10 protein-coding genes and 1 pseudogene are annotated in these 15282 nt (G+C 66.7%); 7 read left to right on the forward strand and 4 right to left on the reverse strand.

The genetic code is table 11. The features are described 5' to 3' along the window. Positions 1-1121: 1121 nt before the first annotated feature. From Actob_RS18260 to Actob_RS18270, 3 genes and pseudogenes are all read left to right on the forward strand, one after another. Positions 1122-2538, forward strand: a pseudogene (locus Actob_RS18260) (asparagine synthase-related protein); the annotation flags it as partial. A gap of 232 nt (positions 2539-2770) precedes the next feature. After that, positions 2771-4057: a cytochrome P450 gene (locus Actob_RS18265; RefSeq protein ID WP_284921434.1), complete on the forward strand. Its 1287-nt coding sequence runs from the start codon at positions 2771-2773 to the stop codon at positions 4055-4057. Beyond that, the gene (locus Actob_RS18270; RefSeq protein ID WP_284921435.1) at positions 4054-5187 is read left to right on the forward strand and encodes a histidine decarboxylase; all 1134 of its coding nucleotides are present in this window, start codon (positions 4054-4056) and stop codon (positions 5185-5187) included. The genes Actob_RS18265 and Actob_RS18270 overlap by 4 nt, the downstream gene beginning before the upstream one ends. A 262-nt stretch (positions 5188-5449) precedes the next feature. On the opposite strand, the gene Actob_RS18275 is transcribed toward Actob_RS18270, so the two are convergent. From Actob_RS18275 to Actob_RS18285, 3 genes are all read right to left on the reverse strand, one after another. Beyond that, complete coding sequence (locus Actob_RS18275; protein WP_284921438.1) at positions 5450-6439, reverse strand: DUF4917 family protein; 990 nt, start codon at positions 6437-6439, stop codon at positions 5450-5452. 345 nt (positions 6440-6784) lie between these two features. Then, positions 6785-7960 carry a helix-turn-helix domain-containing protein gene (locus Actob_RS18280; protein WP_284922340.1) on the reverse strand — a complete coding sequence of 392 codons (1176 nt, stop codon included), beginning with the start codon at positions 7958-7960 and terminating at the stop codon, positions 6785-6787. Between the two features lie 266 nt (positions 7961-8226). Beyond that, positions 8227-8865 carry a hypothetical protein gene (locus tag Actob_RS18285; protein WP_284921440.1) on the reverse strand — a complete coding sequence of 213 codons (639 nt, stop codon included), beginning with the start codon at positions 8863-8865 and terminating at the stop codon, positions 8227-8229. 610 nt (positions 8866-9475) lie between these two features. Here Actob_RS18285 and Actob_RS18290 point away from each other — a divergent pair. Beyond that, positions 9476-9943, forward strand: a complete 468-nt coding sequence (locus Actob_RS18290) for a DUF4262 domain-containing protein (RefSeq protein WP_284921442.1) — start codon at positions 9476-9478, stop codon at positions 9941-9943. A 457-nt stretch (positions 9944-10400) separates the two neighbouring features. Here Actob_RS18290 and Actob_RS18295 read toward each other — a convergent pair whose 3' ends face one another. After that, positions 10401-11132: an SDR family NAD(P)-dependent oxidoreductase gene (locus Actob_RS18295; RefSeq protein ID WP_284921443.1), complete on the reverse strand. Its 732-nt coding sequence runs from the start codon at positions 11130-11132 to the stop codon at positions 10401-10403. A gap of 538 nt (positions 11133-11670) precedes the next feature. On the opposite strand from Actob_RS18295, the gene Actob_RS18300 reads away from it, so the two are divergent. The 3 genes from Actob_RS18300 to Actob_RS18310 are packed head-to-tail and all read left to right on the forward strand — an operon-like array spanning position 11671 to position 15274. Further along, on the forward strand, positions 11671-12717 hold the full coding sequence (locus tag Actob_RS18300) for a MinD/ParA family ATP-binding protein (RefSeq protein ID WP_284921444.1): 1047 nt from the start codon (positions 11671-11673) through the stop codon (positions 12715-12717). Further along, positions 12714-13091, forward strand: a complete 378-nt coding sequence (locus tag Actob_RS18305; RefSeq protein ID WP_284921446.1) for a hypothetical protein — start codon at positions 12714-12716, stop codon at positions 13089-13091. The genes Actob_RS18300 and Actob_RS18305 overlap by 4 nt, the downstream gene beginning before the upstream one ends. Further along, positions 13088-15274, forward strand: coding sequence for an ICP22 family protein (locus tag Actob_RS18310; protein WP_284921447.1), 2187 nt, complete (start codon positions 13088-13090; stop codon positions 15272-15274). The genes Actob_RS18305 and Actob_RS18310 overlap by 4 nt, the downstream gene beginning before the upstream one ends. Positions 15275-15282 lie beyond the last annotated feature (8 nt).

The following is a 15282-nucleotide window of genomic DNA, read 5'->3' on the forward strand; positions in this document are numbered from 1 at the left end:
CACGTTCGTGCGGCACTTTGAATCACTGCGGTATCTGTTCGGGAAGCCTCGTCAGCCACCGACAACCAGAGACAACCTAAGACAACTATCGATTGCTTCGCCAGTGCTCGAAGGTCGAAGGCGTGATCAAGGTTCTCCGAACTCTAGACGAGGGCGGCGTGCTGGGCCAGACGTACCCCGGGCTGCCTGGTGTGGCAAATTTCCGACAGAAGTTGGCCTTGCGTACCAGCCGTTTGCTCTGTCAGCTCCCCCTGTCGAAGCGGCGCAAGGTACAGCGAATCCGCCTGGTGGTCGCCTGCCGTCGTGCCGAGCGACACTCGCCTGCGCACATCGGGTCGTGACCGGATGCCGTCCATCGCCGATGGCGCGCGTGGCGTCCCGCAACCCGTCCGCTACAGCATCTCGAAAATGCCTCCGTCAGCGGACAGTGCCGGCCGGAGCGGCTTTTCCCGCGCAGGCCCGTAGGATCTCGGTTAGCTCCCATGCTGTTCACTGCAACGGGCTTACTCGTGCTCGCCTTATGGGCATGGCGGGTCGGCGGTTGGCCCCCACCCCGACCGGCGAACATTCCCGCTGGCCCCGATCCCCGGAGCAGGACAGAGCCCGGAAGCGCTGTCACTCGTACTCGGCTGGCATTGCGTCGACGAGCCCGGTGGCGAGCCGGCGGCCATCGCCATCCACGCGTCGGCCGTCGGGCCTGACACCAAGCCGTGTGGTGCCTGCCTGCGACCGAACTCACGGTCTAGCCAGCGATGACCTGCCCGCCGTCCTCCCGCAGGCCTGGCTGCCACCGGTGACACGCCCACGTGAGCCTCCGTGCAACCAGCTGGCCGCCTCCCCGGTGCGCGGACGGTAGTTGCCTGACCGCCAAACCGGTACCTTCTCTTCCCCTTCTCGCCCCGGCACCCTCCAGGAGGTCACCCGGCATGGGAATCATCGGATGGATCGACATTGCCCGCGACCTGCGCGAACATCAGCCGACCCTGCACGCCATGGCCGCCGCGCTCGGCCCGGCCACGGACGCACTCACCCAGCTGAGCCGGCACGCGGCGCTGGCCCGGCGCGGCCCCGTGACCAGCTACGCCGACTGGCGGCATGGCGGACGCCCCGATTTCGATCTGATGCTGCTCATCGACGGGCACCTGACCAACCGGATCCGCCTCGAGGAGCAGCTGTACCAGCGGGCCAGCGACGCCGAAGTCTTGCTGCACGCCTACCGGCAGTGGGGTGCCGGCCTGGCCGACCGGATCGACGGCACCTACACGATCGCGATCTGGGACAACCTCGCCCGGCAGCTGCTGCTGATCCGCGACCCGCTCAGCACCAGAACCCTCTACTGGTATCGCCAGCCAAACGGGCTGCTGTTCGCGAGTACCGCGACCGCCCTGCTGGCCCACCCGCAGGCGCCGGCGGTCGTTGACGCTGGCGGCCTCAACGAATGGCTCACCCTCGGCCCGGCCCGCACACCCGGGCACGGTGTCATCCGGGACGTACGGGAGCTGCTGCCTGGGCAGCTGCTGCGTGCTACCCCGGCGGGGATCCGGCTGCACCGGTACGGGCAGCTACAGGCCGACCAGCACGGCCAGGACCTCGACGGCACCGTCCACCAGCTGCGGCAGGCCATCGCCGACAAGACCACCATCCTGCGGAAGCGTCCCGCTGGGGCCGTGCTGCTATCGGGGATCGCATCGGCCGCGGCCGCGGCAATCACCAACAAACCCTCGCCCGACCGGCCCAGCGCCTGCTCACTGACCCTGACCGAACCAGGGAGTCAACCGCACGGAGTCGGCGCGGACATCACCGCCGCAGCCCGCACTGCCGCGCACCTGAACATGCCGTACACGATCATCGCGGCCGGCGCAGACCGGCTCCTGGACGCCGCAGCTCAGGCTCGCGAAGCCCTGGACTTCCCTGGACCGGCCAACCTCGACGCACCGCTGACGGCCCTGCTCAGGCATGCCGCTCACCGCGGCCACACCAGCATCGTGTCCGGGATCGGCGCTGACGCCGTCTTCGGCGGCTACCGGTGGCTCCACGGCCCGGAAGCGCTCGCCCACGACGAGTTCCCGTGGCTGCCATCCGGTCTGACGGCGACCGACCTGCTCACTGACGACGTCCGCTGGCACCTGATCCCCGGCGCCTACCGCAAGATGCGCTTCGAGCGCCACCGAAGACGTCAGCCGCCTCGACGGCGAAGATGTCATCGCCCACCGGCACCGCATCATGCACCACCTGACGCTAACCACCTACCTGCCGCGACAGCTGGTCCGCCTCGACCAGCTCGCGTCGACAGCCGGCGTCACCGTGCACACCCCCTTCGCGGACTGGCTGATCGCGCAGATGCTGTACAACACGCCGTGGCTGATGCGGCACCTGCTCGGCATCCCCAACGGCCTGCTGCGCCACACGACCGCCGGCTTGCTCCCGCCCGGGGTGACCTGGCTGCCACAGCGCTCGTTCCCCGGCGCACATCTGCTGCCCACGTGGGAGAACACCCAACGTGAACGTCTGCTGGCGATCGTCGACAGCCGCGACGCGCCCATGCACGACCTGCTGCACCGCGACCGCGTCCGGCACGTGCTGCCCCGGCCGGCTACCACACCGGCCCGGGACTGGCACACCACCGTCTCCTAGCTGATCGAGACGAACGCCTGGCTTGCCCGGCACGGCATCACCATCAACTGACCCAGCCCTGCCGGCGCCCTGAGCGGCAGACATCAGCACCAGGGCATGAACCGGCGGCGCTCACACCCGCGGGGACCGCTTGACCATGAAACTCGACCCGTTCGGCACTATCGATAGCACCTACAGCAACAACCCTGCCGCAACCTGGAAGAAGCTGCTCGGCTTCGGCGGCAGCCAGGTCTTTCATGATCCCGAGCTCGGTCTGTGGCTGATCGCCGGCTATGACAACGTGCGCTCCGCGCTGACCGACTCCCGGCGGTTCTCCAACGCCGCCACCCTGGCCCCGATCCGGCCCCTCAGCGACGCCACCGCCGAAGCACTGGCCGGCTTCGACGCACCCGACGTTCTGGTCAGCGCCGACGCGCCGCAGCACACCCTGATCCGCGCCACGCTGCGCGCGCTGTTCCCGAACACCTCGGCACGCGCCGAGCACGCCTGGGCGGCACTGATCGCCGCCCGCGTCGACCAGCTCGTCGACGACCTCGCCGGCCAGGACAACACCGACCTGATGCGCACGGTCGCGGCGCGGCTGCCGCTGCTGGTGATCCTCGACATCCTCGGCATCGCCGCCGATGACCTGCACACCATCCCGGGCTGGGCCGACGGATTCCTCGACCTCGTCTGGGGCGACCTCGGGCCCGATGCCCAGCTGGCCGCCGCCCACGGCTTCGTCGACTTCTGGCACCTCTGCCGCAGCACCGTCACGACTCGCGCCAGCCAACCCGACCCCGGGCCCGGCCTGATCGGCGACCTGCTGCGCCATCAGCGCGGCAACGACGCCCGGCTGAGCATGGACAAGATCGCCGCCCTGGTCCTCAATCTCACCGTGGCCGGCTGGGAATCGACCACCGGCGCCCTCGGCCACGCCCTCGAACACGGCCTCACCGACCCGCACCGTTGGGCACAACTCGCCGACGACGAGCACTACCTCGCCACCCACGTCGAAGAAAGCCTGCGGCACAGCCCCGCCGTCGATGGCTGGCCGCGAATCACCACTACCGAGGTCACCCTGGACGGCACCGTCATCCCGGCCGGATCCCGATGCCTGCTGCTGATCGGCAGCGCCAACCACGACCCCCGCGTCTACGGCACCCCCGACCGATTCGACCCCGGACGCGCCTGGCTCTCACAGCACCTGTCGTTCGGTGCCGGCCCGCACTACTGCATCGGCGCCGCCCTGGCCCGCCTCGAAATCACCACCACCCTGCGCACTCTGGCCCGCCGGTTCCCACACCTGCGCCTGGCCGATGACTACCAGCGCCGGTTCCGGCCCAACGTGGCCGCCCGCACCCACCAAAGCCTCCCAGCCACCACCGGGACGGCAACACGATGCCCGTACGGGCACGACACGAGCAGCGGCACCCGCCCATGACCAGTTACCTGACCACATCCAGCCCCCGGTTCTCGGCCGCTCCCGCGATGGCCCCGCGTTACCAGGACCTGCTGCACCGGCTCACCACCGCAGCCCGCACCAGCATCGGCTTCCCCTGCGCCGTCGACATCGACTACCGGCCCCTCGGCCCGCTGCTGGGCGTGTTGCTTAACAACCTCGGCGACCCGCAGGTCGATGGCATCCAACCGATGCACGCCAAAGACATCGAACGCGACGTCCTCGACTTCTTCGCCGCGCTGTTCCGTGCGCCGGCCGGCTGGAGCGGGTACGTGACCAGCGGCGGCACCGAAGGCACCCACTACGGCCTCTGGCTCGGCCGAACCCGCCTGCCCAACGCCGTCGCCTTCCACAGCGCTGCAGCCCACTATTCGGTCGGCAAAGCCGAACACCTGCTGGGCCTGCCCAGCGTCACCGTCGCGACTCTGACCAACGGTGAGATCGACTACGCCGATCTGCACCGCCAGGCCGCCCGCTTCCGGGGGCGCCCGGCGATCGTGACCGCCAATATCGGCACCACCATGACGGAAGCCGTCGACGACCTACACCGCATCCACCAGGCGCTCGACGACGCCGGGATCATCCACCGATACGTGCACGCCGACGCCGCGCTCGCCGGCGTGCCCCTGGCCGTCACCGCCGACCGGCCGGCCTTCGACCTCGCCGACGGCGCCGACAGCATCTCCATCAGCGGCCACAAGTTTTTCGGCACTCCGCTCGTCTGCGGCGTCGTGATCGTGCGCCGCGGCATCGACGAACCGCCCGCAGCGATCCGGTACACCGGCGCACCGGACACCTCGATCAGCGGGTCCCGCACCGGCCTCGGCGCCGTCATGCTCGCCCATGCCCTGGACGTGCTCGGCCCCTCCGGACTGTCCGAACGCACCCGGCAAGCCAGAGCCGTCGCCGCGTACACCTGCCGGTGCCTGCAGCAGATCGGCTGGCCACACTGGCGCAACCGCGACGCCTTTACCGTCATGCTGCGCGAACCACCTGCCAGCGTGCGGGTCCGATGGCGGCTACCCTCCAGCAACGGGTGGAGTCACATCATTTGCGTGCCCGGGATCACCACTCACCAGATCGACGACTTCATCAGCGATCTCGACGCCTAGGTTGACGTCTTCGTCTACGAGACTCCAGCCTTCGGTCTCAATGCGCCCGTCAGCGATGATTCTGACGGTCATCAGTGGCCCCACCTGAGCGGAGGCGGATTTAGGCGGTCGTCGCAATACTGCCGGTGAACGACTACAACGCTGAGCCTGCGAGTACTGCAGCAGCGCCATCAGCGACGGCCCGCCACGGCTTGCCGGGCATACGGATTGCGGCATGTGAGGGCGTTGCGGGCAGCGCTACCCGGATTGGGAAATAAGTGTGTCAAGGCGCATCTACGTGCAGACTATCTGATCCAAGGGGATGGGTTGCAGAGTCAAAAAAGAGAACATTCTGGGGAGCTAGTCTCTCGCGTAAGCCTACTTGCTCCGATTCCGTTGCTGAAGCCGCCCTCATCCCGATAGCAACGTTTCGGCGGGCTCCCATTTGGATTGCCTTCACAATGTGATCATCCCACTCCTTAGATAAGCTATGCCCAAAGATGACCACATTGCTACTGTCGGCGATCAACGCCTCGAAAGCCATTCGAAGATAGTCCGACTCTCGAATAGCTTCAGCCTTCTTCCTGGCGCTAGCTTCTGAAATCAACAAAGGTACGCGGTCTGGATGAGCCGAAAGGTGCGATGCGTCGAGAAGCGAGTCTCCGCTCAAGACCCACTTGCCGGTAACTCCACTGACCGGATTGGCCCACAAGTGAATTCCACCATGCAAATAATGCACTACGGTCGCATCGCCTATCACTGCAATATTTGATGGATCAAATGTGTGGTCTGCCGTCCAGAACCGGTCCTTTATCCGTCGCCTAGAATCATCTGTCGCCATGGTTGCCCAGTAGGGCAGAAGATCGTAGTTTGTCGTGTATACGTCACGGTAGCGATTCAGCGCTACAGCTATGTCCGCGAGTAGATCGATGCTCAGCAACCCGTGCGGAACATGCACGCCTCGCACCGCATCGAATAATGACTGACGTATTTCGGCATGCAGCGCCTTCGTTGCAGCCTCATCGCGCCCAAGCGCCCTATCGGTTAGCGCTGCATAGTGGGTAACCTTCAGTATCTGTTCGAAGTTGGTCGTTGCGAGAGCCTCGAAGATTGACTTTGCCCCTCCGCTCAAATTCGGCTTGGCCTTCTCGAAGAGGGAGTCATACTTGAATGCAGGCCATACATTGATACTGAAACCGTTTCCGAGGATCAATGATCCCCATGTTGTTGCCTTTGCTAGATCACTCCAGTCCAGTAGCGAAGCGCCTGCCACTTTCCCTCCTTGGCGTTACGGATCTTGATGCACAATTCTCTCTCAGGTGAGTACCTATCGCGGCTGTTTCAGGTAAGGGGCACCAAGCTCATCCTGCTGTGATACGTTGGAGGCGGTTCGAGCTACTCAAAAGAGCTACGTGGCGATTTTCTTGCTGGACTCCGGCACTGAATCGATCGCCAATGCGCGAGTTCATGCTGCCATCTCACAGGCATAGCGATTTTCGGTCCGTCATCGCGTCGAAATAGTGGAAGCCCATCGGTGGGCGCAACGAGTAGAACCAGCTGCAAAGTCCCAGACGGTCTCGCTGTCATCATGCCGCCGCTCTCGGGTGCTGGGATGGATTCATAAGCCGACTCCCATCTGTTCGGCCAGCTCTGCGATGGGCGCCGGTGGGGTTCCCCGCGTGCGTCGCAGCACCTCGGAGAGGACTTCGTGGGCAAGCGGGCGACATCGGATTTCGGACGGGGCGAGCCGGTCGCCCTCCAGCAGCATTTCGCTGGCCTTCTCGATGTCACCGACCTGGGTGTACCCGCGGGCGATGTCGAGGTAGTGGCGCGCGCGGCGTTCGGGCAAAATGGCCGACAATTTTTCTTGGTCGAGACGTTCGTGGCACTCCACCGCCGACCGCCCATCGCCGAGCTCGACCGCGGCCGCCGCCCGGTGCAGTTGCACGTTGATCGGGCCGAAGCTGGTCCAGTAATCGTCCTGCCCGCCACCCAGCTCCTGGGCGGCCTCCTCGGCCCCGGCGATCAAGTCGCGCACGGTGGCGCTGTGGCCGATCCGGGCTGCCGCCATCGCCCCGTTGAGCAGCAGCATCCCGTAGACGCTGAGCCGTTCCTGGGCGCGGTCCTGACTGCTTACGGCCAGCCGGTTAGCGATGTTGACGTTGACGTCCAGCGCCGGTCGCACCCGGCCGAGTGAGAGCAGCGCACTCGCCACCCGGTGGCTGGCCCGGCCGGACAGCAGTTGGTCGCCGGCCCGCTGGGAAACCGCGATCGACCGGTCCGCGGCCAGCCAGGACAGCTCGTGCTCACCGACCTTGCGCAGGACCGACGAGGCGATCTGGTAGACCTGGCCGAGCAGATGGGCAGCCACGCTGGCCTCCTGGCCGTTGGCGTAGGCGCTGTCAGCCCCCTGGGCGTCGCGCAGAAGTTTCGGCAGCGACCGGGCCAGGTCGACGTACTTCGCATGCTGGTATCTCAGCCAGGCATAGCAGACGGCCTTGCGAAGCTCTGCCAACGGCGGCGAGGGCGGAGGCTCCTGGCAGAATGCGCTCATCTGGTCGTAGCGTTCCAGGGCGGCGCGGATCTCTTCGACCTCGACCTGGTCGATGCAGTTCAGCATCTCAGGCCGCCGTTCGGCATCGTTGCCCAGAAGAGCTTCGACGTCGACTTGGAGCACCTCGGCGATGTCGTAGACCACGGAGAACTTGTCGAGCCGGCGAACTCCCCGTTCCACCTTGTCGACCCAGGCCTTGGATTTACCCAGCCGGTCCGCGAAAACCTGTTGGGACATCATTCGTCGACATCGCCAGTAAGCAACACGGCGCCCGATCGGCAAGCCATCGGGCCGGGTGCGGGAACGGGTGGACCACGTCGTTGCGACGGTGCCGGTGACACCCGCCTTGACAACGCTTCGTTTGCGGCGGGCCGGCGAGGCGAGATGGAGAGTCTCCAAGACGGGCTCCGGAACACCGAAGTAGCGATCAGCCAAGAGGACGGCCAAGTCTGCAGGTGGGGGTGTCGAGAAAGTCGCCTTTCCCTGGGACAGGTGGGTATACCAGTTCAACAGCCACCGGTGGAAGTGATCTTCGTGTGTGAACAGGATGAGGCGGCGAAGCAAAGCGCTGAGCGTTGACCGGTGTGCGGCGGTGAGTGCCGCCCGGCCGTTGAGCCAAGCGTTATCACGGAGATCGTGTCCTGGGTGCGACCTGGCCTGAAAGCGTCCTTCATGGCACGCCAAGAGCACGCCACACCAATCTCACCTTCAACACCAGCGGTGGTGATCGCCAGGCGGCGGCCGCTCACTGACTCAATATTCAGGGCGGGAATCCCATGCCGTGCGGCGGGAACGGCTTCGCCTGCCGTCAGCGAGCTGGCGAACATCGGCTCCACACCGTCCGGGACGTGAAGTGTCAGACCCGCTGCTGACGGCCGTACCGCCCGGATGCCGAACACCATCGTCCCGCTCACCGGCGACCGCTGCCAGGCCATGCAGCACAGCATGCGATGCAGAAAGATTGCCTCGATCCACTCCTGGTCGCTACCAGCGGCGTCAGGGATCAACCGTTGCCCTGCCCCAAAGGGTTCCATTTCCCCACCCGCCTCCCGGTACTGCTCACCGGTGAAAATGCCCCGACGACGAACGGAGCGCCTCACCGTTGCCGCATCCCGGCAGTTGAGCCGATCACGTCGCAGCTCCACGTGCGAAGCTCACGCACCAATTTCAAACCGAGGTCGCCGTGCGTTGCGGGGCGTACCACTGCCGTGATCCACACCAGAGTTGCGGAACACGCAATGACCAGAACAGGAATGTGAGCAATCGCCACGATCAGTGGGCGGAAAACCGCACCAGACAAGGGTAAAGGGCCGAACGTGGGCATGAATATCTCCGCTCCGCTTTACCCGGTCAGCGGCTTTGAGATCTGCCAGATATCGACCACCATTGCGAGTTCACACTGCGGAGAGCTGTTAACACTTGGGCTGCCATGTAGGGAACCATGTCCGGGAGCTCCCGACAGCCGGGCCGCCGCAACGGCCATGCAGACAGAGTACCAAGGTCGTCGATTCGCGTACTAGTCAACGACACGTATGAGGTACACCGGCGAAGTGGCCTGCTGGTCAAAGCGAGGCTCCAGCCCAAATCGCGCCCTCTCATCGGCAGTTCAGGATGCCGGCGGGCCGAGCAACGGCAGGAGGTGGCCAGCCAGGGTGTGGGTGTTCATCTCCTGGGTACTCGGCTGGTGCACGAAGAGCACCCGCCTGGTTTCGACGGAGATGTCGTGATGGGCGCCGACGGGCTGGAGGTGAACCTATGACGGCCGGACAGCAAGAAATTGGGCTTGGCCAGATCGGCGAGGATATCAAGTGTACCGGTGTCCATCTGCAGTTCGTGCCGCAGCCGATTCTGCTGGAAACGTGCTGGTACACGATCGGTCTCACTGGCCACGGACTTCCTGAAATGATCTTGTTCGGGCTACCGCCTGATATCTCCCGACCTGTCCTGCGCGTCGTCGCCTCTGAGGTCATCGCGGGTCGGCGAACATTCACTCCCGGCCAGTGTGCCGACGACGTAATCGAGGGCCACCCGGTTCAGTTCGTCGCAGTGACCGAGCCCGCCCGCCACCTGCCCGTTGCCGCTCTGTTCTACGGCGGCACAGACTTCGCCGTTGAGGCCTTGCAGATCGTATGGCCCGACCGGTACCTCCGCTGGCCCTGGCAACCCGGCACGCACCTGAACGACATGCCGGTGCTCGGCCGGCCAACCTCGTTCGGCTCGTAGGACCGCCGCAAAGAGGGCGTAACAGTAAGTGTGATCATGCGGCTTTGGCGAGTAGGCGGGTGAACCGCTGAGCAGGGGTGTCGCAGTCGAGGATCTTGCGGGGCGGTTGTTGAGTTCGCTGGTCACCGCGGTCAGGTCCTCGGGGGTGTGCACGCTCAGGTCGTTGCTCTTGGGAAGTACTGGCGGAACAGGCCGTTAGTGTTTTAGTTGGAGCTGCGTTGCCGAGGGCTGCTGCCAGCTGCCCTATGCGGCGCCTATCGAGGACAAGCCGATCGGTCCGTCCCGTACTCGGCGAGTAGGTCGGCGGCCGGGACCGTGGGTCCGGCCGGCGCTGGTCGGCGTGCCGGGTAGGGGTTGGCGGCTTTGCCCACAACGTGCTCGCCGTGGGAACGGCGCCGGTCAGCGTGTGACGGGCCTCCACGCTGACCGGCGGACGAACTGTCGCGTCACTGTGGTGTCAGTTGATGCGCTGGCCGTCGAGGAAGATCACGCCGCTCGGTCCGTCGCCGGGCAGGGTCGCGGCCTTCGCGATCCAGCCGGCCGCCACCGAGGGCGGCGCGTCCTGCTCGTCGGTTCCGAGTTCGGGGTGGGTGTCGGCCCGGCCGGGGTCGACCGCGTTGACGAGGACGTTCGTGTTGCGGAACGCGGCCGCGAGCATCACGGTGAGGTGGTTGAGCGTGTACTTGGCGAATGAGTAGGCCGGCGCTCCGACGTCGCCGGGCTGTTGCGCCAGGTACGTGATCTGCTGATAGGCGCCGCTGGAGATGTTGACGACGCGCGCCGCGGGCGCGGCCTCGAGCAGGTGGCGCAGCGCCACGGTGAGCGCCCACGGGCCGACGACGTTGACGTCGAACGCGGCCTGGATGTCGTCGGTAGGCGCGTCGAGCGCGGTGCCCGTGTTCATGTCGGGGAACACGCTTGCGTTGTTGATCAGGGCGTCGAGGTGGCCGTGGTCCTTCTGGATGTGCTCGGCCAAGCTCGGGACTTCGTCGGTCGCGCGCAGGTCGAGTCGGCGGCCTTCAGCGCTGTGCCCCTCGGCGCGCAGCGTGCTCGCCTGCTCCTGTGCCTGGGCGTCGGTCCGTGCGGTCACGATGACGTGAAATGCCTGCTGGGCGAGCGCGTGGGCGGTGGCAAAGCCAATGCCTTGGGCCCGGCCGACGCCGGTGACGAGTGCGATCTTCTGGCTCATGCGACTCTTCCTCTGGTGGTGATGCCGGCGGCGCTTAAGCTCCAGGAGAATTGATCATGCTCGGCTGCCGAACGCGGCGCTGAGGCTTACTGACCTTCGGCGCCGATACCCACTAACGAGATCACAGGGCAGACGGCGCTGACGGCTGGGGTGCTGCCAGATCCCGAGGGAAAGTGCAGGCCAGGCCCACGTTGGCTTGGAGGGCGACAACCGGCGACAACCGCAGACAACTATCGGTTGGTGTTGATCGACGGCATCGTCGATCTCGTGATCGTCGCTTGTTCGAGGCGGTAGCCGGTCGCTCGGGGGAGCGCTGGCGATGTGCCGGGCGGCTGTGCCGGAGGGGTGCGCAGCCGTACCGACGGCTACCGGCCGAGCGGGACTCGGCCAGGTGAGGGCCTTCGCGGGAATGTCCCGGAGCTGATGATCACCGGTCGCCGTTGGAGGCGGCCGTTGTCAGGTGCTGGCTGGCGGCTTTCGTCCCTGTTCGATCGCCGCCGGCCTGCTACCGCGGTCATCGACCAGCTCCGGGGGACGCATGACTCTGCCCGATCCACCGTCTTTCATCACTCGTGATCGGCGCCGCGCGGTGGCAGCTTCGACCGAGCCGCTGGACCCCAATCTTGCCGGAGGGCAGGCTGTCGCCGCGTCGTCCACCGCACCTCTGCTCCTGCCGCCTGCCGAGGCGGCACCGGTGCCGCCTCTCGGCCGCGCCGTAATACACGAGCCCCGGCCCGTGCCGAACCAGTTCGGGCCGGCCGACGTGGCCGAGCGGGCCTGGATCAATGCTGCCGCCCTGCGGCCCGGCGCGCTGGTAGCAGTCTCGTCTGCTGACGGCGGAGTTGGCCGGTCCACCCTTGTCGCGGCTCTCGGCGGTCTACTGGCGCTCGCCGTGCCCGAGCCGGTTCTCGCCGTGGACATGGTCTCGGCCCCGTGGGGTGGGCTCGGAGCGCGGGTCGGGCGGCAGAACCGGGCGACGGTCTGGGACACCGTCGACAATCTGAAGTCCTTGACCAGCCGCAGCGACGTCGAACACTTCGCGCAACGCGGCCCGTCGGGGCTGCTCGCGCTGGTCGGCGAGACCGAGGGCCGGGAACGCCGGCCGCCTCGCCATGACGAAGCGGCGGCGCTGGCGGACCGGCTGCGATGGCTGTTCCCGCTGACTGTCTGTGATCTCTCCCCGGCCGTGAGCAGTGCGGTGTGGCGCACCGTGGTTGCGGCCACCGTCCCCGTGCTGGTTGCCCGGGCGACCACAGACGGCCTGCGGCACGCCATGCGTCTGCTGACACAGCTGACGGCTGCCGGACATGCACAGCCGGCGCAGGCCTGCGTGCTGGTCGTGATGGCCACGTCGCCGTCGGTTCCCCGGCAGGTCCGTGCGTTGGTCCGGCAGGCCGACGACATCGCGGGGGCGGTGCTCGAGGTGCCGTACGACCCGAGCCTTGCCCAACCCGAGCCGATCGATCCGCGGCTGCTGCGCCGGCGCACTCGTACCGCGCTGGTGCACGTCGCGGACGCGGTGCTGTCGCGGTGCGCGGTGCAGCGGCCGGCGTCGGCTCTCTCCCACCAGGAGCGTGCCTCATGACCTTGACGACCATCGGCTATGACGTGGCGGCCCGGTTGCACACGGCGGTGCTGCAGGCGCCAGCCGACCCGACACCGACGCCAAAGTCGACGGGCACGCCGTTCGACTTCGACTGGAACCAAATTCACCCCGATCCGGGTGCTGTTGGGCCGAAGGCCGGGCTGTTCTACGAAATGGCCAATGCTCTGCTCTTCATAGGCGTCATCGCGGCGCTCAGCGGCCTGGTAGCCGGTGCGATCGCCTTCGGTGTCGGTCCCATTTTCGGCGCTCACATCATCAGCGACCGCGGCAAAAGCATGATGTGGAAGGCCGGCTTGGTCGCCGTCATCGTCGGGTCAGCGACCAGCATCGTCGCCTGGCTGCTGAGTAAGTGACGGCCGCCGTGATGAACCGTCGTCGACCTGCTGCCGAGGGCCGGCCGAGGTGGTCCTACCTGGCGCGCGGCCTGCTTGCTCTGCTCGGCATCGTCGCCGTCCTACTGGCCTGTGCCGGAGTTGGTTACGCGGCGCCGCGGGCACCTGCGGTGGACGCCACCTGCGCGCAGAAAGCAGCCGGCTCGGTTGCCTGGTGCATGCCCTGGGCTGTCCATGTCGACACCCCGCCGGCTGGTGGCAGTTCGCACTGGGTCACCCAGTGCAGCAAAGCCACGACTGATGACGATCGTCAAGCGTGCGATGCGGCGTCGGTGACCCTGGACGCGCCGCCGCCGGACGGCACCCCGTCGGTGCTGATGGACGGCCCGAGCAGCAAGGACGGCCTGACAGCCCTAGTCAAGTGCGGGTTGTTCGGCGAGCAGCAGACAAACGAGAAGAACCCCACCCGCTTCATCCTCTGGCGCGACAAACACACCCGCTGCGCCCAGCAGGTCGGCGTCTGGACCGCGGCCGCGTTCGAACCGAACCCGCAGAAAGAGGCATGCGGCAAGGTCAACTACACGTGCCAGATCAAGGAGGGCACGAAGGACGCCGTCGCCAGCGGCATCCGCTCCGGCATCCAAGGGCTCGTCGACGCCATCGTGCAGGGCGAGGTGTTCCTGCTCAGCAAGCTGGCCGGGCTGGTCTTCACCGAGACGTCGATCGCCAGCCCCAGCACGGCGTTCTACAGCGTCTACAACTCCGTCGCCGGCGTCGTGGTCATATTGATCTTCTTATTCTTCATCGTCTCGACGATTATCAACGGCCTGCGATTCCGGGGCGGCCGGACACCCCTAGCAACCATCGGCGGACTGGTGAAAGCCATTCTCGGCGTGACCTTCGCCGGCGGCATCGCCTACATGATCGTGTACGCCTGGGACCAGGCAGCCGTCGCGGTGCTGAACGCGAACGCCAGCAAGCCGATGGACGCCTCCCACATGGTCACCGCCATGACCAACCTCTCCGGCAGCGCAGCAACGCTGCTGCTCGCCGGACTGTTCGGACTGCTCGGGATCTTCGGCCTGGTCCTGCTGCTTTTCATCATGATGTTCCGTGGACTCCTCGCGACCGGCGCGGCACTGTTCGGCGCGGTGGCGATGGCCGGGTTCGCCTACGACGAAACTCAGCACTGGCCCCGCAAATGGTTCTGGACGACCAACGCGCTCGCGTCCAGCAAGGTCTGGATCGTCGAGTTCTGGATCTACGGAGGCCGCGCCACCTACGGCAGCGACGACCTGACCACCGTCCTGCAATCGATGCTGATGATCTGGCTGATGGTCGCCGCCCCGTTCATCCTGCTGAGAACCACCTCGATCTGGGACGGCTACCTGTCGGACATCAACGCCCACGGCATGCTGTCCGCCCTCGGCGGACCACTGATGATCGGCTCGAACATCGCCGACGGTCTGCGGAGCGGCTGGCAGGGCGGTGGCGAAGCAGCGGATGACGCCGTCGCAATGATGGACGCCAACACCGCCACGACACCCACCAACCCCGCCGGCCCGATCGGGCAGGCGACTGGCATCGGCAACGGTCCCGGCCAGGACGTGGCCGAAGCCGCCAGCCGCGGCCAGGACGGCGAGGACGTCGGCGAGCCGCTGCCTGAAGCATCCGGCACCCAGGGCGAGGACACTGGGACCGAGGACACCGACAGCGAGCAGGGCCCGAACGCGCAGGAAGCCGACGGAATCCGCGCCGCCCACAGCAGCGGCGAGCAAGCCATGAGCACCGGGGAATTGACCGCACCCGGCGACAGCAGCGGCGACGGCGGGACCTTGCCGCTCACGCCCCAGGCGGCAGCCGGAACCGACCCGGCCGGCCTCGCCCACGGTGACGACAGCCCTGCCGGCGACACCGGCGATCCGGCTACCGCCGCGGTTCTCGGCGAACCACAAACAGATACCGGCGGCGGCCCGGGAAGTCCCGACTCCGGGGTCGCCGCCAACGGCGATCCCGCCGCCGCGGCGCCAGACGCGAAGGGCGCCGGGATGCCGGCATCCAGGTCCGCCGCGGGCGAGAACGCCACCGACCGCGAGCACAGCGATGACCACGCCTCCGTCTCCGGCCAGTCCGGCAGCGAGGCAGCCACCGGTGGAGCACAGGGCGCGTCCGCAGTCGCCGACGTCCCGATCGTGCCGCTCTGACCTGGGGA

This window comes from Actinoplanes oblitus (genome assembly GCF_030252345.1).
In the GTDB taxonomy this organism is placed as follows: Bacteria; Actinomycetota; Actinomycetes; order Mycobacteriales; family Micromonosporaceae; genus Actinoplanes; species Actinoplanes oblitus.

Bases quoted from the DNA above. Each gene is read 5' to 3' on its own strand.
- Actob_RS18265 (WP_284921434.1), top strand. From the start codon at position 2,771: ATGAAACTCGACCCGTTCGGCACTATCGATAGCACCTACAGCAACAAC.
- Actob_RS18270 (WP_284921435.1), top strand. From the start codon at position 4,054: ATGACCAGTTACCTGACCACATCCAGCCCCCGGTTCTCGGCCGCTCCC.
- Actob_RS18280 (WP_284922340.1), bottom strand. From the start codon at position 7,960: ATGATGTCCCAACAGGTTTTCGCGGACCGGCTGGGTAAATCCAAGGCC.
- Actob_RS18290 (WP_284921442.1), top strand. From the start codon at position 9,476: ATGACGGCCGGACAGCAAGAAATTGGGCTTGGCCAGATCGGCGAGGAT.
- Actob_RS18295 (WP_284921443.1), bottom strand. From the start codon at position 11,132: ATGAGCCAGAAGATCGCACTCGTCACCGGCGTCGGCCGGGCCCAAGGC.
- Actob_RS18300 (WP_284921444.1), top strand. From the start codon at position 11,671: ATGACTCTGCCCGATCCACCGTCTTTCATCACTCGTGATCGGCGCCGC.
- Actob_RS18305 (WP_284921446.1), top strand. From the start codon at position 12,714: ATGACCTTGACGACCATCGGCTATGACGTGGCGGCCCGGTTGCACACG.